Here is a 23,700-nt window from a genome sequence, read left to right on the forward strand (position 1 = left end):
CACACTTTGGATTTGGCATCGCGGGCGGCGCGTCGCAGCCTCGCGGCGATGCAGAGTTTCGAAGGCAAGGTAGCGGTCGTGACCGGTGGCGGTCGCGGAATCGGCGGCGCGATCGCCAAGGCATTCGCGGAGCGTGGCGCCAAGGTGGCTGTTGTGAGCCGCAGCGAGTCGAGCTGCGGCAAGACCGCGGAGGAGATCAACGAGCAGTTCCCGGAAGCGGCAAAGGCCTACGCGGTGGACGTGGCCGACCACGAGGCGGTGCAGGAGCTGGGTAAGCGGATCGTCGAGGACTTCGGCGGCGTGAACATCCTGGTCAACAATGCCGGCGTGACCCGCGACGGACTTCTCATGCGGATGAAGGAAGAGGATTGGATGGCGGTCCTTGATACCAACCTGAAGGGTGCCTTCAACACCGTGAAGGCCTTCATGCGCCCGATGATGAAGGCCGAGGACCCGCGGATCGTGAACATCGCATCGGTGATCGGACTCATCGGAAATGCCGGCCAGGCGAACTATGCCGCGAGCAAGGCCGGCCTGATCGGCTTCACCAAGTCGGTGGCCCGTGAGCTTGCCGGCAAGAAGGTCACCTGCAACGCGGTGGCTCCGGGTTTCATCACCACCGACATGACCGACGTGTTGCCCGAGAAGGTGCGCGAGGACGTGCTGGGCAAGATTCCGCTGGGTGAGTTCGGGACGGTGGACGACATCGCAGCCGTGACGCTTTTCCTCGCCGGTCCGTCGGGTCGCTACATCACCGGGCAGGTGGTCGCGGTCGATGGCGGCATGACGATGTGACGCGATGGAGCTGATCCTTCTCCGCCACGGCAAGGCCGAGGATTTCCATCCCGGCGGCGATGGTGATCGCGCGCTTGTGGAGAAGGGAATCAAACAGTCCCGTCAGGCGGGCGCGCTGCTGTTGAAGCTCGACCGTCGGCCGGATGTGGTCCTGACCAGCCCGAGGCTTCGGGCGAAGCAGACGGCGGAGCACTTTTGTGAAGCGGCCGAGATGCCGGGTCCGGTGATTCAGCCATGGATCGATTGTGGGATGGACCCGGAGACAGCGATCAAGGAGCTGGCGGCGTTCATCGACTTCGAGCGGGTGATGCTGGTCGGTCACGAACCGGACTTTTCCAGCTGTGTCGAGTGGTTGCTCGGAGTTTCGGGAAGCGGCGTCGAGGTGAAGAAGGGGGCGCTGGTGGCAATGGAAGTTCATCCTCCGGCTTGGCATGCGCGACTGCTCTTCCTTGTGCCGCCGAAGCTGATGCGGTGACCGGATCACCGGTGAGCCCGAATCAGGGGTTCGTAGTTCCGCCTTCAGGCGGCTTCCGGACCGGTGGGACCCCGTAAACGGGGAACTACAAACCCCAGTGGCGGGCTGTGGGGGTTTGATCTTCGGGCTCTGCATCCGACCGGTTCGACCCCGTAAACGGGGAACTACAAACCCCGATGGCGAGCTGTGAGGGTCAGGCGGCGGGTTGCTCCTTGGGCATCGGAGCGGGCATCTTCTCCTTGCGCGGCAGGGCGTCGACCGGGCGGGTGAAGGCCGTCTGGATCTCCAGCTTGAGCCATGCGCGAATGCCGCGCATCACGTGGCCGAGGGCCTTCGGGCTGCCTTCGAACGGGATCTTCACGTAGCGGCGTTTCTTCAGGTTGTTCTTGCCGTAGGTGCCGTTCTGGAGGCGCTTGCGGGCGATCCTTTCGAGCCGGCGGTTGTAGAAGGCCATGAAGCGGCCGAAATTGGCGCCTACCGGCCCATTGTAGGGCATCTTGGAGAACTCCTTGTCCGTCCAGTTGTAGACGAGCTGGACGGGGCCGACGAAGTAGGTCGCGATATCGAGGAGGAAGGCGGCATACATCAGGTCGATGTCGCCGAGATACTGGTACTTGTTCAGATAGAGCGCCTTGAACCAGCGGTGGTAGGAGTCGCCGAACTCGACGTTGTGATGGGCAAGATGCTCCTTCACGCACTCGCCTTCCAAGCTCTCAAGGATGATCTTGTGCGACGTGTAAGTACTGTGGGCGCAGTAATCCAGGCCTTGGGAATACAGCGGGTCCATGAATCCGGCGGCGTCGCCCATCGCGATCCAGCCGTCGCCGCACACTTCCGATGAGAAGTAGGGAAGGTGCTTGTAAATGCGGGCATCGTTCTCGACCGGTTCTGCGTTTTCGAACATCAGCTTGCCGATCGGGTGGCTCTTCAGGTGTTCGAGAACCCGCTGTCCGACCGGGCCGTCGGAAGGGGGGGTGAAAAGCCGTTCGTCCCACGTGACGCCGGCGGAGAAGTCGCCGTTCGAGAGCGGGATGATCCATGACCACCAGCCGTGGCCCATGAGGTGGTTGGTGGCGCTGGCGCGGGCGACCCACGGGCCTTCCTTGAGAGCCGGGGCAAGCATGCGGGCTTCGTGGGAGTCGAGGCAGCGGACGTTGCGGAAGCGCACCCACATCGAGTGGACAGGGTGCTCGTCGAGGGTCTCGAGCGTGCCGCGGTGGCGGGCGACCAGCGCGGCCTTGCCGGAGCAGTCGGCGACCCATCCGGCGCGGACGGTGCGGGTTTCGCCATCGGCCTTGTAGGTAACGGTGCTTTTGCCGGCTCCTTCGAGGCTCATGTCCTTGACGCTCGCGGGCCGGACGACGTCGCAGCCTTCCTTTGCGGCGAGATCGAGCAGGTGCTGGTCGAGCTTTTCCCGGTCGAGCTGGTAGGTTGGGAAGCGGGCTTGGGAAAACGGGCCGATCTCCGAGCAGCAGTTCGGACAGTCATTGTCCGGCGTGCTGAACCACATCCGCAGGCCGTGTTTCTGGAAATGCTCGCGGGCGAGGTAGTTCGACAGGCCGAGCACGCGGGTCAGGAAGCAGCCGGCGACCTCGGAGGTCGACTCGCCGACCTTGCGGTCGAACTTGGTCGACTTCTCGATGATGAGGATGCGGGTTTCGGGGCGGGCCCGTTTGAGGAGGAGCCCGAGCGAGCTGCCGGAGAACGCGCCGCCGAGGATCACGACGTCGTAGGACTCCGACATGGGGGTAGGTTCTGCCTGCGAAACCATTGCTGCCCGCATTCTAGTGGGCTTCCCGGAAGGCGCAAGGGGTGATGGTCAGGGTATCCCGAAACCCAAGGTGCGCGGTCGGAGCCGCGCGGTCCGCCTGCGGCCCAGAGAAACGGCCCGCAGATCTGAAGATTCTCGCCGGTCAGTCGAGGCCAGGGTCCGCCTGCGGCCCAAAGAAAAGGCCCGCCGATGCGGCGGGCCTTTGGAATCATTCGCCTTCGGGCGCTTCCGGAGTGTCGGACGTTTCCGGAGGAGCAGGCTGCTCCGGAGCTTCCGGCTTGTCGGGTTCCTCCTCGGTCGGGCGGGGAGGAATGGCGATCGGCGGGGTGACCGCCCGCGCCGGACGCCGCGGCGGTGTGGCGGTTCCGGGGCCGGGAGCTCCCGGGGCGATCGGGCCGAGTCCCATCGGAGGAGTGGTTGCTCCGGGTGCGCCGGTGGTTGCGGGGGGTGCGGACTTGATCAGTCCGACCCGGTCCTTGGCGAGCGCGTCCACGGTGAACTTGGTCACGCGATAGGTGCGGCCTTCGAGCTGCTTGGCGGTTTCGAGTTTCTCTTCGAGAGTCTTCTTCCGCGTGTCGAACGCCTCCTTCTTCTTCTTGGCGTCCTCCTCGGACTCGCCTTCCTCGGCCTTCCGTTGCTCCGGAATCTTGGCCGTTACGGTGACTCGCATCAGGTAGGACGTCTGGGGCTGCGCGTCCTCACCTTCGGTGGTCTCGCTCTTCTCGGGTCCGAAGGTGACGTTGTAGGTGAATCCTTCGAAGGTCTCGATCACCGCCTGACGGCGCTGTTCCTTGTCCCATGCCGCTTCAACCTCGGCGGCGGGAACGACGTCCTCGAAGCGGGCATAGGAGAAGAGGTTCTTGAGCGGATTGAGCGCGGTGGTGTCGAGCTGCTCGTTGTCCTTCTTGCCCTCGAGCAAGAAGTCGCCTTCCTCGTCGTCGCGGGTGATCTTCCATGCGACTTCGTCGACCTTGCCCGGCTGGCTGACTGCGATCGTCTGGATCTTCTCGACCTTGAGGAAATCCTCATCGAGCCACGCCGAAGGATCCGCGCTGAGGTTCGGGAAGAGCTCGCTGGTGACATAGATGCCCGACGGGTCGGAGTGGTTGCGGACGAAGCGGCCGGTCGATCCGCCGCCGCCGAACGGGCTCATCGGATCGGACGCGCTCTCGAGGTTCTTGCCGAAGGTCAACTGGGCGAGCTCGGTGCCGGCGTCGTTGCCCATCACGAGGTCGACGCCCTTCTCGGCATCGTCCTCGGCGCTCGGGTCCATGCCGAAGCGCGGGGCGAACTCGGGATCGGCCTCGATGCCCTGCGTCACTTCGACTTCGTCGATGGTGCGGAGCAGTTCGTTGATCGAGCTGGCGTTCGCGGGGTAGTTGTCACGCTCGGCGACCGTCCACTGACCGTCTTTCTTGGACAGGCTCACGGTTTCGTCTCCCTGCTTGATCACGATCGACGCGACTTCCGAGGGTTCGAAGTCGGCGAGCAGCGTTTCACCGCGGCTGCGTTCGGTGGCGCTCTGGTAGCCGTCGCTCTTGGTCGAGTTCACGGCGACCAGCGAGCCGACGAGCACGAGGGCGATGATCCAAAGGACAATGACTTGACGTTGGTTCATGGTCTTGAAGGTGGGATCTTGGTTTTAGCGGGCGCGGGTGCGGGCACGGCGGGTGGCGAAGAGCCCGAGGCCGACGAGGATGATGACCAGCGGGACGCCGGCGATGTTGTAGGTGATGATCCGGGCGGCAATGGCGTCCTTTTCGCGACGGAGGCCCTTTTCGAGCTCCCGGATCTGTTTGCGGGCATCGACCTCCTGCGACCGCAGCTTCTTGATCTCCTGCTCCTGTTCCGGAGTCAGGTAGAGCTCGGTGCCGCGGGTCTTCTGGGACTGCAGTTCGTTGAGGCGTTGCTGGGCCTCGTTCGCCTCGTCCTGGAATTCCTGGATCTTGGCTCCGACCTTCTGGTTGGCGTCGGCTTCCATTTCCCGGAACACGGTGAACGGCCGGCTGGTGGCCGCGCGGCTGCGCGATCCGATGAGGTGGGTCGACGAGGCGGCCTGGTCGATCACGTTGAAGAGCAGCGACGAGTTGCCGTTGATCGGCTGGGCAAGCTGGATGTTGCCGAGCCGCTGCACCTGGTAGGCGAAGTTGTCGTAGAAGGCGTCGACGTCCGAAATGAGGAAGACGTTGCCATTCTTCTCGGCCTTGGTCAGTGAGGTTGCCTTCGGCTCCTCGGGAGCGGCCTCCTCTTCGTTCGCATCCCCGTCGGTTGCTTCCGTAGCCGGGGTGGTGTCGGCGGCTTCAGCCGGGGCGGCATCGCCGTCCTGCTCTTCTTCGGCCTCACCGGCGGCTTCTTCCGTCTTCGCGGCGGGATCACCATCCGGGAATGCGGTCTTGAACGAACCGTGGAGGTGAAGGACGAGGTCGTAGGTCTTGCCGTCCGGCCGGAAGGTGGTGACCAGCGACGGGTCGAGTCGCGAAGCCGGCATGTTGTCCACGAGTCCGGCTTCCGGCGATGCCTTGACCAAGGTGTCGATCGAAATGCCCGCGCCGCCGGTCTTGGTCATGCCTCCGGGAAGGAAGAGCGTCACGCTGGTGAGATCCTTGGTGATGATGCTGTCCTCTTGAGGCATTCCTTCCTGCGGGACGGTCAGCACGGCGAGTCCCGGGCGGTTGCCGTTCATCACCGTCTGGTAGCGGCCGTCGCCGACGACCTGGTTGGTCGCCATCTCGACGCCCCACGCCTTCATCAGGGTGGGGAGGCTCGAGGACGTCGGCGCTCCGGGCATGCCCATCATCGGGTTGCCGCCGCCGGTCATCTGCGCGGCGACGGAGAACGGATCGACGCAGGCGACCACCGTGCCGCCCTTGAGCAGATACTGGTCGATCGCGAATTCGGCCTCCGGGGTGATCTCGGCCGGGTGGATGAGGAGGACGAGCTTGTACTTGTCCGGATCGATCTCGCCCGGAGTCATGGTCAGGTCATCGACCTCGTAGGCTTGCTGGAGCTGGTTGTAGATGACCCATGGCTGGGGCGGGCGCTGGCCCGGCATGCCGGCAGGGCCGCCGGCCAGATCAAGGGCCGACATTAGGCCGATGACCGGCTTGCGGGTGGCGCTGACCTCCGCGATGGCGCGGGAGATCTCGTACTCGAGCATGGTCTCGTCCATCGCCAGGCGGCCGGTCTGGGGGCTGAGAAGCGGGATGGTCACGATGCGGTCGAGGCACGACACCGCCAGCCCGAAATAGAGGTTCTCGCCGTCGAAGGACGCGCCGGTTAGCCCGTCGAGGTTCGCCGAGTCCTCGGCGTCGGTGTCGGGTTCGGGGTTGAGGTCCTCGATCCGGAGCTTGTCGCCGGAGAGGTTCTCGTATTCCGCCAGCAGGTCGTCGAGACGCTGCATCTGGAGCTTGACCTCCTCCGACATGTAGCGCGAGCCACGGGATGCGTAGTAGCGGATCTCGACCGGTGCCGCGAGCTCCTCGAGGATGTTCTTGGTGCCGTCGGACAGCGTGTGGATCCGGTCCTCGGTGAGGTCGAGTGTCTTGTGGCCGATGCCGAGCGACGCGACGAGCATGTTGCCCGAGATGACGATGACGACCAGGGCGATGATCGCGAGGATCGCGCGGCCGGCCGGGTGGAGTTTGCTTCCTTCCTTGCTCATGAGATCAGGGTTGGGAATGGGTGTTGAAAAGGGTTAGGAGCGCTTGGCGGAGAGGATGGCGCTGGTGCCGAGAAGCGACGCCACGATGATCGAGAAGAACCAGATGAAGTCCTGCAGGCGGAACGCGCCGCGGGCCAGCGAGAGGAAGTGCTCCCACACGCCGAGGGCGGTGATCGCGTCTTTCACCTCAGCGGGGAAGGTCTTCGAATACTGGCGGACGAAGGGGTCGAAGGTGGCGAACACCAGCCCGATGCAGATTGCCGACGAGACGATCAGGCAGACGACCTGGTCGCGGGTGAAGGCCGAGACCAGCAGGGTGATCGCGAGGAAGGTGCAGGCCAGCAGGAAGGCGCCGATGTAGCCCGAGAAGATCGCGAGGTTGTCGGGGCTTCCAAGCCAGTTGACGGTCAGCCAGATCGGGAAGGTCAGTGCGATGGCCAGCAGCCAGACGGTTGCGGCCGCCTTGAACTTGCCGAGAATCACGGCCCACATCGAGATCGGGTAGGTGCCGAGAAGCTCGACCGTGCCGCTGCGGAGTTCCTCCGACCACAACCGCATGCCGACCGCGGGCACCAGCACCATCAGGACGAAGGGCAGGTAAAGGAAGAAGGAGTAGGTGAGGGACGCGTCGCCCGCTTCGATGAAGTTCCCGAGGGTGAAGGTGAACACCATCGAGAGCAGCAGGAAGATGACGATGATGGCGTAGGCGATCGGCTGCCCGAAGTAGCTCGAGAGCTCGCGTTTGTAGATGGTCCAGACGTCTTTCATGGGTGTCGGAAAATCGTGGATGGGAGATCGGGGGTGGCCGTCAGGCGGCTTCCTCTTCCTCGGGTGCCGGTTCGGTGTCGCGGGTGGTAACCTCGCGGAACAGGTCGGTCAGCGAGCCCGTGCCGGATTTCTCGATCAGTTCCTGCGGCGTGCCATCGACGACGATCTTGCCGCGGTCGACGATCACCGCGCGGGTGCAGGCGGCCTCGACCTCCTCAAGGATGTGAGTCGAAAAGAGGATCGCCTTGTTCTCGCCTAGCCGACGGATGAGCTGCCGGACCTCGTGCTTTTGGTTCGGGTCGAGGCCGTCGGTCGGCTCGTCGAGGATCAGCACCTCGGGATCGTGGAGCAGCGACTGGGCGAGGCAGGTGCGGTGGCGGTAGCCCTTCGACAGGGTATCGATCGACTGGCGGGCGACGCCCTGGAGGAAGCAGGTTTCGATGGCCTTCTCGACGGCCTCGCGTTTGGCGGCGCCGGAAAGGCCGCGGATTTCGGCACCGAAATTGAGGAATCCGGTGACGGTCATGTCGTTGTAGAGCGGTGCGGACTCCGGGAGATAGCCGATGCGCTTCTTGGCCTCCGTGGGTTTCTGGATCACGGAAATGCCGCAGATCTTGATGCTGCCGCTGGTCGGCGGGAGGAACCCGGTGACCATGCGCATGGTGGTGGACTTGCCGGCTCCGTTCGGTCCGAGGAACCCGAGGACTTCGCCCTTCTTCACGGAGAAGCTGAGGTGGTCGACGGCGGTCTTGGATCCGAAGCGTTTGGTGAGGTTCTCGACTTCGATCATGGTGAAACTGGGTATGGACGGTGTCTTGACCGACATCGGCCAAGCGACGCGGCCTAACGGCGCTGTTTGAAAAAAGCTGGAGGGTGATTTTTCAAGCGAAAATCGACGGGTGGAGCGGCATCAAGGCGGGTTTGGAGGGGCAGGGCAAGCATCAGGGCGCTTTGCGGTTGAGGCGGTGGCCCGGCTTGGCTAGGCATCCGCCGATGATAGCGGACGAGATCGAGGTGAAACTGGAGTTCGAGACAGCTCCGTTTCTGCATTCCCTTTTCGCCAACGACCCCCGCGAGCTGAAGCTGCTAGAGGAGCGCCTGCAGGTGCGGAGCGTGACTCGTGATGGCTGGATCCTGCTGGTAGGTCCGAAGGACGGGGTCGAGTCGGCGCAGAGGGTCTTCATGGATCTGGAGCAGGCGAAGCGCGGTGGAGCCGAGATCACGCCGCGCGATTTCCGGATGGCGGTCGAGGTCGCGGCGAGTGGCGGCGATACCGGCGTGAGCGAGCTCACCGAGGTCCGGTTGCTCGGGCGTCGCGGTCGCAAGCCTGTGGTGCCCAAGACGCCACGCCAGCTGGAGTATCTTCGGGCGATTGAGGCCAACGATGTCTGCTTCGGTCTCGGACCGGCGGGCACCGGCAAGACCTACCTCGCGATGGCAATGGCGCTGGCGATGCTCAAGGAGAAGCGAATCCAACGAGTGGTGCTGACCCGCCCGGCGGTGGAAGCCGGCGAGGCGCTGGGTTTCCTGCCCGGTGACCTGCGGGAGAAGGTAGCGCCTTACCTGCGCCCGCTCTACGACGCGATCCACGACATGATCGGCACGGAAGAGGGGGAGCGGTATCTGGAGGACGGGACGATCGAGATCGCGCCGCTCGCTTTCATGCGGGGACGGACTTTGGCTCGGTCGTTCGTGATCCTCGACGAGGCCCAGAACACGACCAAGGAGCAGATGTTCATGGCGCTGACCCGGCTCGGAGAGGAGTCGCGGATGGTGGTCACCGGAGATTCTTCGCAGGTGGACCTCAAGCCGAACATTCCGTCCGGACTCGCCGAGGCCGAGCGGGCGCTCGAAGACGTTGAGGGAATCGGCTTCGTGCGCTTTTCCGGCGAGGATGTCGTCCGTCATGCGGTGGTCGGCCGGATCATCGCCGCCTACCGGCGCTGGAGGGATTCCTGACCGGGTGCGTCAAAGTGACGCGCCTGCTGGTTTTGCCGATTGCAAAACGGGGTCGGCTGCGGTAGCTACTCCCGCGTCGAGGGGCGTGTCACACACGCCCCTCCAGCGTATCAAGCACGTCCGCGCCGGCTGGCGCCTCTACCAGACAATCTCAGCCATTCGCCTGTGGGATTCATCGATGCATTCAAACGCTGGCGCCTCGCCCGGAAGGGCATGTCTTCGGGCAAGAAGCGCCGCGTTCAAAACGACTCGTCCGTCTCCGTCTCGCTGGACCGCTCGCCTTGGGTCCGCTTCACGCTCTACCTGCTGTTCTGTGTCGCTGCGGCCGTATTGGTCCTGCGAACACTGGCTGCGGGTGACGAAGGATCGGGACCGCTGACCGGAGCGCTCTACGCGTTCTTCCTCGCGTTGAGCGCGGTGACGGTGGTCGAGCTCAACCACCCGACTGTGATCGAGCGCAACAGCCGGGTCATCCTGCTGTTGTTCGGGATCTTGGGTCAGCTCGCACTGATCCGGGCCGTCGCGATCGTGGCGGGCCTCAATTCCTATGCTCCGGTTCTCGGACTGCTACTGACACCTTTCATCGTGGCTCCGATGATCCATGCGGTGCTGCTCGGCGGACGCGGGGGTGTCTTCTCGGCGGTCTATGTGTCACTGCTGGGGACGCTTCTGGTGCCCGACGCGGACAAGGCCCTGTTTCTCACGGTCAGCCTGCTCTGCGGTCTCGTAGCCGCCCTGACGCTGCGCAAGACCCGGCGTCGGGTGCAGTTGCTGCGTGCCGGTGTCTATGCCGGCATCATGGCCTTGTTGCTCTCCATGATCTTCGGCCAGATCGAGTTCGGGAAGCTGGTGAACGGCGGCCGTCCGGAAGATTGGAAGCTGCTGGGTCAGGCGGTGGCCGCAGCGCTCGGCGTCAGCGTCGGAACCTCGCTTCTGGTGAGCGGATTCCTTCCGGTCCTCGAGGGGATGTTCAAGCTCACGACCGACATCAGCTGGTTGGAACTGGGCGACCTGAACCACAAGTTGCTGCGGCGCATGCAGCTTGAGGCACCCGGGACCTTCCACCACAGCCTGGTGGTCGCGTCGCTGGCCGAGTCGGCCGCCGAGGCGGTGGGTGCGAATGCCGCGATGTGCCGCGTCTGCGCCTACTTCCACGACGTCGGCAAACTCAACAAGCCGGAGTATTTCATCGAGAACCAGCACGAGGGCGGCGAGAACCCGCATGACTCGCTGACGCCGACGATGAGCGCGCTGATCATCATCGCCCACGTGAAGGACGGTGTGGACCTAGCGATCAAGCACCACCTCAACCCGCGGGTCATCGACGTGATCCGTGAGCACCACGGCGATTCCTTGGTGAGTTACTTCTACCGTCGCGCGCAGGAGCAGAAGCGGGCCGAGATCGACAAGGTCGAGAAGAAGCTCGAGAACCCGGAAGACCTGCCAAAGATCGATCAGAAGAATTTCCGCTACCCGGGGCCGACACCGCGGACGCGTGAAAGCGGGATCATCAGCTTGGCCGACGCCGTCGAGAGCGCGTCGCGCAGTCTGAAGAAGCCGACCCCGGCGAAGATCCGCGCGTTGGTTGAGGACATCGTTGAGACCCGGATCTGCGACGGCCAGCTCGACAACTGCGACCTGACCATCCGCGATCTCGCGGTCGTGAAGGACATGTTCTGCAAAACGTTGCGGAGCATGCTGCACAGCCGCATCGACTATCCGAAGGACGAGGAGAAGGGCCGCAAGTCCGACCTCGAACAACGGACGATGGGTGGCAAGAAGGCGGCGGAGGAGAAATCCGCCAAAGCCGAGGGCGCCAAGCCGCCGGCTCCGAAGCCGAAGGCGACCGCGACTCAGCCGGTCACTGGAGAGGCTGCCGAGTCCGCCCGGTCATGAAGCGTGAGGTGCTCGTCTGCGACCATCAGAGCCGGGTGGCGGTGCCGCCGGCCTGGCTGGTCGGAATGGAGCAGGCCGGTGTCGCTGCGGCCGACCAGATCGTGAATCGCTTTCTCATCGATCCGCAGGCACCGCTGGCGGAGCTGGAGTGCGTCGAGGTCGCGCTGGTCGATGATTCCGAAAGCGACCGCGTGCATCGCGAGTTCATGGGGATCGAGGGCGCGACCGATGTAATCACCTTCGAGCACGGAGAGATCGTGATCGGTGTCGAGGTGGCGAAGCGCCAGGCGGGAGAGTATGACGAGCCGGAACTGCGTGAGCTGTTGCGGTATCTCGTGCACGGCCTGCTCCATCTCGCCGGTCACGAGGATGAAGCCGAGGCGGACCGGGCCGTGATGGAGGCGGCGCAGGAAGCGCTGGTCGCGGAGTTGTGGCCCCGGCTGAGCGATCCATCCTGAAGGAAACGCATCGGGCAAGGCTCTGACGACAGTTCCGGGGCTTGATCATCGCGCCGGGGCGTGGGTAGGACGGGGCCGAGCATGAGCGACGTCGTACTACTTTTTTCCGGTCAGGGCGCCCAGAAGGTGGGCATGGGCAAGGATTTCCACGAGGCATCCGAATCGGCCCGGAAGCTCTTCGAGGAGGCGAACCAGAGCCTCGGGATGAATCTGAGCGGCGTGATGTTCGACGGGCCGGATGAGGAACTGACCCGCACTTCGCGCTGCCAGCCGGCGCTCTACCTGCACGGTTTGGTCGCGATGACGCTGCTCAAGGAGCGGGTGCCTTCGCTGAATCCGGTGGCGGCCGCCGGTCTCTCGCTCGGTGAATTCACCGCCCACGCGTCAGCCGGGACCTTCTCGATGGCGGACGGCCTTCGTTTGGTCGCCAAGCGCGGCGGCTTCATGGAAGAGGCGTGTGAGGCGACCACTGGCGCGATGGCCGCGATGATCGGCGGCGACGAGTCGGCCGTGGTCGAGCTCGCCGACGAGTGCGGCGTGGACGTCGCGAACTTCAACGCCCCCGGGCAGATCGTCATTTCCGGAAGCGTCGAGGGAATCGATGCCGCGGTGGAGAAGGCGAAAGACAAGGGTATCCGCCGGGCGATCAAGCTGAACGTTGCGGGTGCTTACCACAGCCGGCTGATGCAGTCGGCGCAGGACAAGCTGGCGGTCGAACTCGGCTCCGTCGAGATGACTGCCCCTTCGATCCCGGTTGTCTGCAACTACGGGGCGACCGAAGTCAGCGACCCGGCGGCGGTCCGTTCGATGCTGGAGAAGCAGGTGACCGGATCGGTGCGCTGGACGGATTCGATCCAGTTGCTGGTCGGGAAGGGTCACACGACCTTCATCGAGCTCGGACCCGGCAAGGTGCTCGCGGGCTTGGTGAGCAAGATCGCCAAGGATGTGACGGTGCACTCGGTTGAGGATCTGCCGTCACTCGAAGCTTGCGTCGAGGCGCTAGGCTAGGAAAAGAGCCCTACTTGTCGCGATTGCGGTAGACCGGCTTGAACGGTTTCTCAACCGCTTGCGCGACCTCCTTGAGCAGCGTGCTGACCGCGGTATTAAGCTGCGGGTCACGGTCGGCGACCATGTCGCCCGGCGTCGGCCAGATGACCACGTCCGGCTTGGCGCCATTCATCTCCATGTCCTCGCCGGTGTCCGGAAGGAACCAGCCGCGGAAGGGAACACGGAGCGTGCCCGCATCGAGAATCCGGTCCTTGCCGGCGGAGATCACACCGCCGGCGGTTTGCACGCCGACCAGCTTGCCGCGGTCGAGGGTCTTGATCGCGTGGGCGAAAATCTCGGCGTTCGAGTACGAGTTCTGGTTGCAGACGACGACCAGCGGTTTGTGCCAGGAGGCATAGACCTTGCGGTCCTGCGGGTAGCCCGGTCCGCCGTCGCGGGGGATGGTCACGGCGTGGCGCGGCTGGCAGAGGACCGTGAGGAGGTGGTCCGTGATGAAGCCGCCGCCGTTGTCGCGGATGTCGATGATCAGGCCCTGCTTGCCATGGCCCGCGGCGTAGATCTGGCGCTCGAACTTTTCGAACTCGTCCCAGAACATGCGGGCGATGTGGACGTAGCCGAGCTTGCCGCCTGACATTTCCTCGACCTTCTTCCGGTTCTCGACGATGACCTGGGCCTCGGCGAGAAGGGTCGCCTTGTTGTAGCTGATCGCTTCGAGTTCGTGGGTGTGCTCCACGCCGTCGGCGTCACGCACCGTGATCTCGATCTGCCGGTCCATGCGGCCGTTCATGAAACGGTGGACCGGTGTGGAGCCATCGACACGGCGGCCGTTGACCCGGACGATCGTGTCGCCTTCGCGAACCGGCGGATTGCAGGTGGCGGCGGGACTGTCGGCGATGACTTTCGCGGCAAACAGCGGGTCGCCGGCACCCTTGCGGCCGAAGACGATCCCGACGTGACGGGTCGTCTGGAACTCGGCTCCTTCGTTTTCCCAAGCCTTCGGCCACTCCTCGGACTCGAAAGAGAGGTGGGAGGCGTTCAGTTCGCCGAGCAACATGCTGACCACCCGGTCGAAGGTTCGTGAGTCGGGTGCCTTGGCGGCGGTCTCTTCATACTTCGAACGGGTCTTGTCCCAATCGAGGCCGTTCATCGTCGGGTCGTAGAACCGGTCGCGCAAGGTGCGCCAGATGAGGCGGAACGACAGCCGCTGGTGGGCGACGCGGTCGCGAACCATGCGAGCCGAGATCTTGTAGCTGGAGAGCTTGCCCTTCTTGAGGACGGCCGGTGAGCGGTCGACGATCCAGTAGAAGCTGCCGTCCTCGTCGGTGCGGATCGGCAATCCACGATGGTCATCGTAGTCCTCCATCTTGGCGTTCGGGCGGGCATCGATGCGGTAAAGCGTGTCGTTGGTGCTGTTCTTCGACTGGAACAGGATCGCCTCGGAATCGTGTGACCAGATCACGCGCTCGGGTTCGATGCCGCGCGTGTTCAGGCGGACGATTCGCTCGCTCAGTCCGTGGAAGTCGATTGGCAGGCGCTTGCGCGACTTTGCCTCCAGCTTCTTGGGTTTCGGCGGGGCGGAGTCGTCCCGGACGTCGGCGACGTCGGTATCGTCATCCGACGGTGTCGGTTCCTCATCGGCTTCGGTCGCGTCCTCCTGCTGGTAAGACGGGTCGTCGCGCATCATCGCCTCGGCTTCGAGTTCGCGGAGATTCCGCGAGCTTCGGACGGCCTCTTCAAGCCGCAGGTCGACGTAGAACAGTCCCATCTCGTTGTTCAGCCGTCGCCCGGTGAAGGCGATCTTGCGACCGTCGGGCGACCAACGGGGGGAGCCTTCGAAGTCCGGGTGGCGGGACACGTTGAAGGGCTCGAGCGATCCGTCGGTCGGGACGATGTAGATGTCGCGGTTGAAGTTCTGGTCCTGGGCGGCGAATGCGATCCACTCGCCGTCGGGAGACCAGTCGTAGGTCGGCGGATCCCAGCAGGAGAAGATCACCTTGGGATCCGATCCGTCGTAGTTGGCGACGGTCAGGTCGCCGCTGCCCGAGACGTAAGCGATGAAGCGGCCGTTCGGGCTGATGGAGAACCGGCGCTTCGGTTCAGGGCCGAAAGTGACTTGCTCGGTGGCGAAGGATTCGGCGCGCCACCAGAAGTCTTCCGGGTCGAGGCGCGAGATCCGCCAGACGTTCGATTCGATGCCGTCATCGAACTCGTAGTAGATGTATTTCCCGTCGGGCGAGAAAACCGGGTCGTCCTCGATGCCGTCGGTGCGGGTGATCCGGTTCGGTTCGCGCAGCAGCGTGTCCATTGCCCAGAGCTCGCCCTCGGCTTTGAATACGATCTCGAGGCCGCTCTTGGAGAAGTCGGCGTCGACCGTGCCGGTGATCTTGCGCACCTCGCTGGTCGTGTCGGGAAGGTCCTCGGCCTGCCAGATGTCGAGCTTCTTCGGCTCGCCCTTGGCGGGGTCGAACGACCACAGGTCGAAGCCGCGACGGAAGACGATCACCGAGCCGTTGCGGGCGAGCGACGGGAGCATGACGCCATCATCCTCGAAGCGGGTAAGTTGCTTGTCCGAGCCATCCTCGAGCGTGCGCAGCCACAGGTTGAAGGCACCGTTACGGTCGGTGACGTAGTAGAAGCCCTTGCCGTCGGGTGTGGGCATCGGCCAGCGGGCTTCCTGCCCCTCCTTGACGTGGGAGGTGAAGGTCTGGGTCGCGGGTTCGTACGACCAGATCGATGCGGCCTGTGGGCCACGATATCCTTTGCGGTAGAGTTGTTGGCCGTCGCGGCAGAAGAAGATCCGCGATCCGTCGGGCGACCAGTTCGACGAGTCGCCGCGTTCGTCGAAGACGTAGGTCTCGGGCGATTCGCGGCGGAGATCGATCTCGATCAACCGGAACGGGCGGAAGCCCGGAGCGTCGCGGAGTCCGCGGATGATCGCGGTTTCGCCGTCCGGCGCGATGCATTCGAGGATGCCACCCTCGGAATGGAAGCTGTGCTGGGTGGCCGGGCCGCCGTCGACCGGCATCGAGAAAAGCTGCAGGGCGCCGGAGCGGGTCGAGCAGAAGTAGAGCGTCTTGCCGTCGGGCGAGAAGCGCGGATAGCTGTCGCGTGCCGGGTGGGCGGTAAGGCGAGTGGCGCGTCCGCCATCGGTCGCCACCGACCACAGGTCGTCACGCCACTCGAAAACGAGGGTGTCGCCCTCCGGTGAGACCGTGGGCCACGACGCCATCTGGACCTTGCCGGCGCCCTCGGGAATGGGGTCGGCCGCACCCCGGGTGAAACCGGTGCAGATCAGGGTGGTAAGAGTAAGGGCGGTGCCGAATCGCATACGGAGGCGGCGGGACTACGGGACAGCAGTTGCGGATTTATCGCAGGTAATTAAGGAAACTAAAGCAAATTTGGTGCTGAAGTTGCCTCGTCGGAAACGGATAGCACGCGTCGAGCCAAGCGGTCTCAGCGGGTGACGGCGCGCTCCCTTGCCTCGGTTTCGAGCGGGGCGCAAGCGTAGCCGTAGCGGAGACATTCGTAGATGTACTGACGCATGAAGCGAAAGTGACCGCCGAGGCGGGCATATTGGCGGACGTGAACCAGTTCGTGCCGCAGGAGTTGCGGGTCGGTATGGATCGCGCTGATCCCGTTTCCGAGTGCCATTCCCGCAGGCCGGAACAGAGGGATGCCGATCCTTTGCAGAAAGCCCACCACGCCGCCGGGCAGCGGTAGGGGGATGTCGGACCGAACTTCAATCCGCACCCGGCCGGGATCCGGAATTCCGAGTCTGGCAGCGAAATCCAGCAGGGAGTCTTCGAGCGGAATCCCTCTCGTCAGAATCTCGCGCTCGCGCCTTTCTGACCATCTCGCCATAGCCGGTGCCAAGGCATCGGCGAGCGTCAGGGCGAGACCGTGGGGCAGGGTGATCAAATCCGCTTGCGGATGACTTCGCCACCGGAGCGTTTCGCGAGCTCGTTGATGAGCTCCGGAGGACGCCGGGAAAGCGTGTGGACGTAGACGGTCACCTTCTTCGCCAGCATGGTCCGTCCGAGTGTGCGAAGCAGGTCGTCGTCGGTGGAGTCTTCGAAGTCGCAGAACCAGTAGAGCGCGTCGCAGTGCATCTTCTCGACGCTGCTCATCAGCGCGGAGACCGCGTCGCGGGTCCAGCGGATGTAGGTGGAGTGGGGAGTTTCGCCGAGCTGGGGAACACGCGGGATGTGCCGGTCGGCGGTGAAGGGATTGATGCCCGAAACCGGCTTGGTAAAGAACCACTGGTTGTCGCTGAGGTGGGTGAGGCGACAGCCGTCGACCTCGACGAAGTGGGCGTCGGTGAACTCGCGGCCGATCTCTTCGCGCAGCTTCGGCAGGTAGGGAGTCATGCTCGGGCTGTTGTCGAGGATGACTCCAAGCCGTGCGGCCGAGACACGTTGGTCGTAGATCTTGCCGTCCTTGACGACCAGGTTGGCGTCGTCCGATTTCCAAGTCTTCGCCAGCTTCTCCTCTTCGGCCGCGATGAGCTTCCGGACGGCCTCGAATTCTTTGAGGGTCTCCCCGATGTGTTCTTCGGCGGCTCGGCTTGAGAGGCTGCCTTCCTTGAATTTCTCAAGCATCCGCAGCTTCTTCCGGTCGTCGGTCGGAGCGAGATACTTGTAGGGCAGGTCGAATGGAGCACCGCGCTCGTCGCCGATCCTCTTGGCGCGCTCCTCGAAGTTCTTCGTCAGCCAGTCGAACAGCCGCTGCGAATACTCCGCGATCGACTCGTCGTCCCATCTGCCCGTGCCCTCGCGGGCGAGCGCGGAAGACGCGGACAATGCCGCAACGGACCCGAGCGAGAGCTGGATCCAGGACCGGCGACTGATGGAGCAGCTGCTTTCCGAGGATGGCATGATTCATCCTCTGCCGGGTTCGAAGGCCTGGGTCAAGCAGGCACGAACTGTTCCTTGAGCACCGCCTTCATCGCCTTGCCGGAGCCCGGTCGGCTGATCATGATCGCATGAATCGATTTCAGAGCATGCTTGGGAAGAATATCAACCCGGCGGTGCCCGCCCTTCTGGCGGTGCTCATGTGCCTGCTTGCCGCCTCATGCAAACGCGAGGTGACCACCGTTCCGGCGAATCCGCTGACGACCGAAGCTTATGTGTGGCAGGCCCCCGGTCGGCCGGAAGTTCAGGAAGCTGTCGGGCGTGCCGAGGGAGCCATCGGCCGCCTGCAGTTCCGCGCGGCCGAGTTGCGCTGGCGGGAGAATCGATTCGAAGTCGAAGAGGTCATCCGGCAGCGGTTGCCGGTTCCGGGTTGCGGTCTCGTTGTCAGGGTGGGCCAGTCGGCGGCGGCGCTCGATTGGAGCGCTGCCCAGTGCGAAGACCTCGAAGAGGTGGTCGCTTCGCTCGCGGCACTCGGGCCGTCGGAGATCCAACTCGACTACGACTGCCCGCAGCGGCGGTTGGGTGTCTACCGCAGGCTTCTCGCGCGCGTGCGGAAGGCGGCGGAGGGTGTGCCGGTGGTTCCGACCGCGCTGCCGAGCTGGCTGGCGGAGAAGGAATTCGCCGAGCTGGCGCGGGAGTCACCGGGCTACGTGGTTCAGGTTCATTCGCTCACGCTGCCCCGGACGCCCGACGATCCGGTGGTCCTTCTTGATCCCGATCTGGCGCGAGGCGCGGTGGCGAAGGCCGCGGCGATCGGGGTGCCGTTCCGCGTGGCGATGCCGACATACGGGTGTGAGGTCTGGTTCGATCGGAACGGAAAAGTCATTGATGTGATCTCTGAAGACCTGCCGCCCGAAGGTGTGACTCCCGCGAAGCGATCGTACGCCTACGTCGATCCGGCGATCGGTGCCAAGCTGGTTGCGGAATGGATGCAATCACCCCCGGTGAACCTGACCGGCATCATCTGGTACCGGCTGCCCATCTCCACCGACCGTCGCAATTGGCCGTGGCAGACGCTTGAGAAAGTCTCGCGGGGCGAGGTGCCGACGGCTGATGTGCGGGTCGAACGAAAGGTGAACGGCCGGGCGGGCGACGTGACGATCCTCAACCAGGGCAGCGCTCCGGTCCGCTTGCCGGAGCGGGTCATCGCCCGCGGTGCCATCGTGGCCGCGGACGCGGTTGGCGGATATCGGTTGGAGAAGGGAGGAAGGGAAACGGTTTTCCGCTTCGGTGGCGCTGAATGGTCATGGATCGAACCGGGTGAGCGCGTTATCGTCGGTTGGATCACGAGTCGGGATAAGGACGCTTCCATCACGTTGGAAATCGAATGAAACGGATCAGCTTGCTGGCGGGTGCGGTATTGCTTGGCGAAGGCCCGAGCCGGGCTTGCGGACCATTCTTCGCGGATACCGTGCTCGATGTTCCGTATGCGGCTCTCGACGTGCCGCCGGTGTCCTATCTTCACGAGCTGGCCCAACTGATGGGGACGGATGCGTTGCTTGAAATGCCGGGTTCGGTCGACAGGTTGGCGCAAATTCCCCTGGAAGTCGCGGAGTTGGAAGAGTTGTGGCGGGCCGAGGGAGTCGACGCAAAGGAGATCGGGCTCCGTTCGGCGCTCTATGAGAAGCAAAGGAAAGCCATCCTGCTTTGCTTTTATCCCGACGGCTGGGCCACCCAGGCGGACAAGCCGGAGGTGGTGCCGCCCGCGCAGCTGATGCTGGACGACCGCTTTCCGAAGGATGTCGTCGACTACCTTGAGGGGGCGCGTCGCCTGGCCAGCGGCGACAAGAAGGGCGCGCACAAGGTCTGGGAGGAACTGTGCGCGCGTCCGGCCAACGAGCGAAAGCTGCGCGGGGTTTGGGCGGCATGGATGTTGGCTTCGACCGCGACCGATCGCGCCGAGGCGGTGAGGTGGCATCGCGAGGTGATCGCGATGCGCGATGCCGGTGCGGAGGATGTGCTCGGGCTCGTTGGCGGCTCGTACGGATGGCTCTCGACGCTTGATGAAGAGATCGATCCCGTCGAAAGAATCCGGCTGACTTATGCTGCGGTGAAGGCCGGAAACACGCGGTGTCTCACCGACCTCCGTCGACGCTCCGCGGGCCTTGCCGAGAGTCAGGACGACGCGGTTCTGGCGGCCGCCGCGAGGGATCCCGAAGTGCGGAGGCTGGTGAATATCGAGATCTACGCCCGCTTTGACGGCCCGCGCTATGCCGCGGTCAAGGAGGCGGAGAACCATCCGTTTTCCCGCTGGATCGAGGCATTGGGCGCGAACGCGGCCGGGGCGGACCCCGATGCCTCGCGGATCGCGTGGGCGCTTTACTCCCGAGGTCGCTTCGAGGAAGCGGGCGAGTGGCTGGAGCGTGCGGTGGAAGGCGATGCCCGGGCTGCGTGGTTGCGTGGCAAGCTCGCGCTGAGGGAAGGGCGGTTCGAGGATGCGGAGAAGGAGTTCGCGGTCTCGGTCGACGGCTCACGCATGGAGAAGGATGCTTGGCACCCCGACAATCCGTCGAACGTGAACCTGCTCTGGTACGATTCCGGCGACGAGCTCCGGTCCCTGTCGCAGGGCCGCCTGCTTGCCGACCTTGGTAGCGTGGCGCTATCGAGGGGTGAATACACGAGGGCGCTGGACTCGCTGCTGGAGGGTGGTTTTTGGGAAGATGCGGCCTATGTCGCGGAGTGGGTGCTTTCCTCCGATGAACTGCGGGAGCATTTGGAAGAGATCGCCCCGGAGTGGTCGCCGCAGATGACGAACTACTGGGCGGGCAAACCTGTGGACGTCGGATGGGGCACCTATCGTTACGATGGCCCGATCGATCCGGCCCGCTACAACGAGTCGCTCCGGAGGTGGGATGACGGACCGTACACGCCCCTCGACTCTTTGCGCTACCTGCTGGGACGCCGGCTGGCCCGTGAATGGCGCTTCGACGATGCCCGCGAATGGATGCCGGCTTCGCAACTGCCGCTGTTTGATCACTACGTCGCGCTGCACCGCGCGCGGCTATCGGGGCGTTACCGTGGCGAAACCCGGGCCGTCATCGGCTGGCGTCAGGCCTGCATCCATCGGGATCGTGGAATGGCGCTGTTCGGCACCGAGTCGGCGCCGGACGGCGGAGTCCATGGAGGATCGTTCGAAGCGGAGGACTTCGCTGCCACCAGGTTGTCTTGGGCCGGAGATGCGGGCGTGGCGCCCGGTGAATTGTTTGCCGAGGAGGAGGCTCCGGTGCTTCCGGTGAGTGTCGAGGAGATACGTCGCGTCCGCTCGCACCAGCTGCCGGTGGGACGCCGCCACCGCTTCCATTACCGGTTCACCGCCGCCGAGATCGCAGCGAAGGCCGCTGCGGAACTTCCACGCAATCATCCGCAGCTCGCCGCGATCTACAACTCGGCGGGGCTTTGGATTTCGAATCTCGATGCAAAAACGGCCGATCCCTACTATCAGCTGCTGGTTCGGCGTTGTGCCGGAACCGAGGAAGGCCGGCGGGCCGACGAGCGCCGATGGTTTCTGCCCGATCTCGATCGGCCGGCCGAATGGCGACCGCTGCCGGAGGCGCTGCGACCGAAGCCGCTCGAGCAGCTGCGGAAGGCGGAGTGACGGATTTGGTTCAGGCCGGCACGAACTGCTCCTTGAGCATCGCCTTGCCGTAGTCGCGGTTGAGGCGCGCGATGTGATCGACGCTGATCTCCTTCGGGCAGGCAGCCTCGCACTCGTACTGGTTGGTGCAGCCACCGAAGCCTTCCTCGTCCATCTGGCGGACCATCGCAAGGGCGCGGCGGTCGCGTTCCGGCTGGCCTTGCGGCAGGTGGCTGAGGTGCGACGCCTTGGCGGCGACGAAGAGCATGGCGGAGGCGTTTTTGCAGGCGGCAACGCAGGCACCGCAGCCGATGCACGCGGCAGCGGCGAAGGCCGAGTCGGCGGCATCTTTCGGAATCGGTGCGGCGTGGGCATCGGGGGCCGACCCGGTGCGAACGCTGATGAAGCCGCCGGCCTGTTGAACGCGGTCGAACGAACTGCGGTCGGTGACGAGGTCCTTGACCACCGGGAACGCGCGGGAACGGAAGGGCTCGATCCAGATCGTGTCGCCGCTGCGGAATTTCCGCATGTGGACTTGGCAGGTGGTGATGCCACGCTCCTTGCCGTGCGGGACGCCGTTGATGGTCAGCGAGCACATGCCGCAGATGCCCTCGCGGCAGTCGTGATCGAAGTGGATCGGCTCGGTGCCATCGTTGATCAGGCGCTCGTTGACGATGTCGAGCATCTCGAGAAACGAGGCTTCTTCGGGAATGTCCTTGGCATCGTAGGTCTCGATGCGGCCCGTGTCGTTCGGGGCGGACTGGCGCCAGACTTTGAGGGTGAGATTGAGCTTGGCCATGAGTCGATCGGTCTCTGGGGCCAATCTAGGGGCCGAGCCGGGGTCCGCTAGTAAAAACCTCTGGGAAGCTGGGCGTTCCTTGCTCAACGGAAACGCTTCGCGTCGATTTCCGCGCAAGCGGCGAGCATGAAACGGCAGCAGTCGGCGTAGGTATTCGCGGCGTCGGCGGACAGCACCCTCCCGTGTCCCGCGCCCTCGATGATCCGCAGGCGTTTGTCAGGTGACGGAATGGCATCGAAGATCCGCTGTGCCCGGTCGGGCGACACGAACCGGTCCGCGCCTCCGTGAAAGACGAGCGCGGGCAGCGTGAGCTTCCGGGCGGCATCGACCGGCCGGATCTGATCCGGGAAGAAGCCGGCCCTCGCCCGGGTCGTCCATGAAACGGCGGTCAGGGCCACGGGGCCGAGGGGTTGGAGTTTCGGGTCTGCCTGGCTGAGAGCCGAACGCATCGGCTCATCAAGCGAGGCGAACGCCGCGACGCTGATCACGCCTGCCCAGTGGGCCGGGTTCTTGGCCGCGACCTGCAGCGCGATGGCTCCTCCTTGGGAAACGCCGAAGAGGAATGCCGGTGAACCGACGAAGCCGAACTCCGCAGCGCAGGCATCGGTCAGCGAGCCGATCAGATCCGCCTCTTTCCAACCGAACCTCGCCAACTGGGCGGGATTGTCGCCGTGCCCCGGCAGATCGACGAGGATGCAGCGGAATCCGGCGGCGCAGAAGCGTTCGCAGATCGGCAGGTGATCCTCCTTTCGGCCGCAGTGTCCGTGCAGCAGGACGACCGTGCCCCGGATGTCACCCCACGCCGGGACCTCGTCGACCATCGACCGCAGTTGTTGGCCTTTCGGGGTCACCGCGGGAATCTGAGAAGGAGTCACGATCAGGCAGGGGGTGGCTTGCGGTCCGGTCCACGGTTCGACGGACAGTCCGCGGCGCTCCGGGTCGGCGAGGATTTCCAGATGGTAATCCTGCAGGACGCGTCGCGGCGGCGTGATCATGTGGGACGAGCCGATCCATCCGACGGCGACCGTTGCCGCCATGGCGAGCACGAGGACCAGGATCAGCAGGACCCGAATCAGGGTGCGCAGGCGTTTCATCATCGCCGAGGCAGGATCCGGGAGGTCCGTGAAACGCTGATGAAGCGGAGATGAAAGCGAAAGGCGTTTGCATTACCGGGGGCAGGGGGGTAGGGGACGTCATGTCGATGCTAGCCGATGATTCGCCCGTGATGGTCAAGGCCCGTGAGCTGTGTGCCGCGATCACCGAAGACTCCCGCTATCTGGAATTGCAGCAGCAGGTGGAGAAGTTCCTCGATGATGACTCGGCCAAGCTGATGTATCAGAGCGTCCACGAGCGGGGCAGCGAGCTTCAGCAGAAGCAGCGCGCCGGTGTGGAACTCGGAGCGGCGGAAATCTCGGAGTTCGAGAGCGCCCGCGAGGAACTGCTCAACAACCCGGTCGCCCGCGATTTCCTCGATGCCCAAGGCGAGCTGGAGACCGTCCAGCGTGCCATCGGCAAGTATGTCGGTATGACCCTCGAACTCGGTCGCGTGCCGACCGCGGATGACTTCGCCGAAGCCGACAGCGGCTGCTGCGGGGGCGGAGGTGGTGGTGGCTGCGGCTGCTGACC

The 23,700-nt window shown here is 64.4% G+C and carries 18 protein-coding genes and 1 pseudogene; 9 read left to right on the plus strand and 10 right to left on the minus strand.

Going from position 1 to position 23,700, the window contains the following annotated elements:
- The first annotated feature begins 48 nt into the window (after positions 1–48).
- Both fabG and HAHE_RS16435 read left to right on the plus strand, forming a co-directional pair.
- A complete protein-coding gene (gene fabG / locus HAHE_RS16430; protein ID WP_338685935.1) occupies positions 49–795 on the plus strand; it encodes a 3-oxoacyl-[acyl-carrier-protein] reductase in 747 nt (248 codons plus the stop codon).
- 4 nt (positions 796–799) lie between these two features.
- A complete protein-coding gene (locus tag HAHE_RS16435; RefSeq protein ID WP_338685937.1) occupies positions 800–1,270 on the plus strand; it encodes a SixA phosphatase family protein in 471 nt (156 codons plus the stop codon).
- 193 nt (positions 1,271–1,463) lie between these two features.
- On the opposite strand, the gene HAHE_RS16440 is transcribed toward HAHE_RS16435, so the two are convergent.
- From HAHE_RS16440 to HAHE_RS16460, 5 genes and pseudogenes are all read right to left on the minus strand, one after another.
- Positions 1,464–3,014, minus strand: a complete 1,551-nt coding sequence (locus tag HAHE_RS16440; RefSeq protein ID WP_338685938.1) for an NAD(P)/FAD-dependent oxidoreductase — start codon at positions 3,012–3,014, stop codon at positions 1,464–1,466.
- A gap of 235 nt (positions 3,015–3,249) precedes the next feature.
- Positions 3,250–4,659: a DUF4340 domain-containing protein gene (locus tag HAHE_RS16445; protein WP_338685940.1), complete on the minus strand. Its 1,410-nt coding sequence runs from the start codon at positions 4,657–4,659 to the stop codon at positions 3,250–3,252.
- A 24-nt stretch (positions 4,660–4,683) separates the two neighbouring features.
- Positions 4,684–6,702 (minus strand): Gldg family protein, encoded by a 2,019-nt coding sequence (locus HAHE_RS16450; protein WP_338685942.1) that lies wholly within the window; start codon positions 6,700–6,702, stop codon positions 4,684–4,686.
- A gap of 33 nt (positions 6,703–6,735) precedes the next feature.
- Positions 6,736–7,470, minus strand: a complete 735-nt coding sequence (locus tag HAHE_RS16455; protein ID WP_338685944.1) for an ABC transporter permease — start codon at positions 7,468–7,470, stop codon at positions 6,736–6,738.
- Between the two features lie 124 nt (positions 7,471–7,594).
- Positions 7,595–8,260, minus strand: a pseudogene (locus tag HAHE_RS16460) (ABC transporter ATP-binding protein); the annotation flags it as partial.
- A 203-nt stretch (positions 8,261–8,463) separates the two neighbouring features.
- On the opposite strand from HAHE_RS16460, the gene HAHE_RS16465 reads away from it, so the two are divergent.
- From HAHE_RS16465 to fabD, 4 genes are all read left to right on the plus strand, one after another.
- The gene (locus HAHE_RS16465; protein ID WP_338685947.1) at positions 8,464–9,429 is read left to right on the plus strand and encodes a PhoH family protein; all 966 of its coding nucleotides are present in this window, start codon (positions 8,464–8,466) and stop codon (positions 9,427–9,429) included.
- A gap of 165 nt (positions 9,430–9,594) precedes the next feature.
- Complete coding sequence (locus tag HAHE_RS16470; protein WP_338685949.1) at positions 9,595–11,325, plus strand: HDIG domain-containing metalloprotein; 1,731 nt, start codon at positions 9,595–9,597, stop codon at positions 11,323–11,325.
- The gene (gene ybeY / locus HAHE_RS16475; protein ID WP_338685950.1) at positions 11,322–11,783 is read left to right on the plus strand and encodes an rRNA maturation RNase YbeY; all 462 of its coding nucleotides are present in this window, start codon (positions 11,322–11,324) and stop codon (positions 11,781–11,783) included. The genes HAHE_RS16470 and ybeY overlap by 4 nt, the downstream gene beginning before the upstream one ends.
- A gap of 81 nt (positions 11,784–11,864) precedes the next feature.
- On the plus strand, positions 11,865–12,791 hold the full coding sequence (fabD, locus tag HAHE_RS16480) for an ACP S-malonyltransferase (protein ID WP_338685952.1): 927 nt from the start codon (positions 11,865–11,867) through the stop codon (positions 12,789–12,791).
- Positions 12,792–12,801: 10 nt separating this feature from the next.
- Here the strand turns inward: fabD and HAHE_RS16485 are convergent, their stop codons facing one another.
- The 3 genes from HAHE_RS16485 to HAHE_RS16495 all read right to left on the minus strand — a co-directional run bounded on the left by HAHE_RS16485 (position 12,802) and on the right by HAHE_RS16495 (position 17,665).
- Entirely contained in the window at positions 12,802–16,119 is a 3,318-nt protein-coding gene (locus tag HAHE_RS16485) for a S41 family peptidase (protein WP_338685953.1), read from the minus strand.
- 125 nt (positions 16,120–16,244) lie between these two features.
- Positions 16,245–16,709 (minus strand): hypothetical protein, encoded by a 465-nt coding sequence (locus tag HAHE_RS16490; RefSeq protein ID WP_338685954.1) that lies wholly within the window; start codon positions 16,707–16,709, stop codon positions 16,245–16,247.
- Complete coding sequence (locus tag HAHE_RS16495; protein ID WP_338685955.1) at positions 16,706–17,665, minus strand: hypothetical protein; 960 nt, start codon at positions 17,663–17,665, stop codon at positions 16,706–16,708. Before HAHE_RS16495 ends, HAHE_RS16490 begins: the two co-directional genes overlap by 4 nt.
- 107 nt (positions 17,666–17,772) lie before the next feature.
- On the opposite strand from HAHE_RS16495, the gene HAHE_RS16500 reads away from it, so the two are divergent.
- Together HAHE_RS16500 and HAHE_RS16505 are read left to right on the plus strand one after the other, a co-directional pair.
- A complete protein-coding gene (locus HAHE_RS16500; protein WP_338685957.1) occupies positions 17,773–19,032 on the plus strand; it encodes a DUF3142 domain-containing protein in 1,260 nt (419 codons plus the stop codon).
- A complete protein-coding gene (locus HAHE_RS16505; RefSeq protein WP_338685958.1) occupies positions 19,029–21,296 on the plus strand; it encodes a hypothetical protein in 2,268 nt (755 codons plus the stop codon). The genes HAHE_RS16500 and HAHE_RS16505 overlap by 4 nt, the downstream gene beginning before the upstream one ends.
- A 10-nt stretch (positions 21,297–21,306) precedes the next feature.
- On the opposite strand, the gene HAHE_RS16510 is transcribed toward HAHE_RS16505, so the two are convergent.
- The gene (locus tag HAHE_RS16510; protein WP_338685960.1) at positions 21,307–22,074 is read right to left on the minus strand and encodes a succinate dehydrogenase/fumarate reductase iron-sulfur subunit; all 768 of its coding nucleotides are present in this window, start codon (positions 22,072–22,074) and stop codon (positions 21,307–21,309) included.
- A gap of 83 nt (positions 22,075–22,157) precedes the next feature.
- Positions 22,158–23,171, minus strand: coding sequence for an alpha/beta fold hydrolase (locus HAHE_RS16515; protein ID WP_338685962.1), 1,014 nt, complete (start codon positions 23,169–23,171; stop codon positions 22,158–22,160).
- Between the two features lie 98 nt (positions 23,172–23,269).
- Between HAHE_RS16515 and HAHE_RS16520 the strand changes: the two genes are divergently transcribed.
- Complete coding sequence (locus HAHE_RS16520) at positions 23,270–23,698, plus strand: YlbF family regulator (protein WP_338685964.1); 429 nt, start codon at positions 23,270–23,272, stop codon at positions 23,696–23,698.
- Positions 23,699–23,700 lie beyond the last annotated feature (2 nt).

The sequence above is a fragment of the Haloferula helveola genome (genome assembly GCF_037076345.1).
GTDB classification, from domain to species: Bacteria; Verrucomicrobiota; Verrucomicrobiia; order Verrucomicrobiales; family Akkermansiaceae; genus Haloferula; species Haloferula helveola.

Excerpts from the sequence above, each read along its gene's own strand:
- HAHE_RS16455 (WP_338685944.1), bottom strand. The coding sequence starts at position 7,470 with ATGAAAGACGTCTGGACCATCTACAAACGCGAGCTCTCGAGCTACTTC.
- HAHE_RS16515 (WP_338685962.1), bottom strand. The coding sequence starts at position 23,171 with ATGATGAAACGCCTGCGCACCCTGATTCGGGTCCTGCTGATCCTGGTC.
- fabG (WP_338685935.1), top strand. The coding sequence starts at position 49 with ATGCAGAGTTTCGAAGGCAAGGTAGCGGTCGTGACCGGTGGCGGTCGC.
- HAHE_RS16450 (WP_338685942.1), bottom strand. The coding sequence starts at position 6,702 with ATGAGCAAGGAAGGAAGCAAACTCCACCCGGCCGGCCGCGCGATCCTC.
- HAHE_RS16440 (WP_338685938.1), bottom strand. The coding sequence starts at position 3,014 with ATGTCGGAGTCCTACGACGTCGTGATCCTCGGCGGCGCGTTCTCCGGC.
- HAHE_RS16435 (WP_338685937.1), top strand. The coding sequence starts at position 800 with ATGGAGCTGATCCTTCTCCGCCACGGCAAGGCCGAGGATTTCCATCCC.
- fabD (WP_338685952.1), top strand. The coding sequence starts at position 11,865 with ATGAGCGACGTCGTACTACTTTTTTCCGGTCAGGGCGCCCAGAAGGTG.
- HAHE_RS16520 (WP_338685964.1), top strand. The coding sequence starts at position 23,270 with ATGTCGATGCTAGCCGATGATTCGCCCGTGATGGTCAAGGCCCGTGAG.
- HAHE_RS16445 (WP_338685940.1), bottom strand. The coding sequence starts at position 4,659 with ATGAACCAACGTCAAGTCATTGTCCTTTGGATCATCGCCCTCGTGCTC.
- HAHE_RS16465 (WP_338685947.1), top strand. The coding sequence starts at position 8,464 with ATGATAGCGGACGAGATCGAGGTGAAACTGGAGTTCGAGACAGCTCCG.
- HAHE_RS16510 (WP_338685960.1), bottom strand. The coding sequence starts at position 22,074 with ATGGCCAAGCTCAATCTCACCCTCAAAGTCTGGCGCCAGTCCGCCCCG.
- ybeY (WP_338685950.1), top strand. The coding sequence starts at position 11,322 with ATGAAGCGTGAGGTGCTCGTCTGCGACCATCAGAGCCGGGTGGCGGTG.
- HAHE_RS16500 (WP_338685957.1), top strand. The coding sequence starts at position 17,773 with ATGAATCGATTTCAGAGCATGCTTGGGAAGAATATCAACCCGGCGGTG.
- HAHE_RS16495 (WP_338685955.1), bottom strand. The coding sequence starts at position 17,665 with ATGCCATCCTCGGAAAGCAGCTGCTCCATCAGTCGCCGGTCCTGGATC.
- HAHE_RS16485 (WP_338685953.1), bottom strand. The coding sequence starts at position 16,119 with ATGCGATTCGGCACCGCCCTTACTCTTACCACCCTGATCTGCACCGGT.
- HAHE_RS16505 (WP_338685958.1), top strand. The coding sequence starts at position 19,029 with ATGAAACGGATCAGCTTGCTGGCGGGTGCGGTATTGCTTGGCGAAGGC.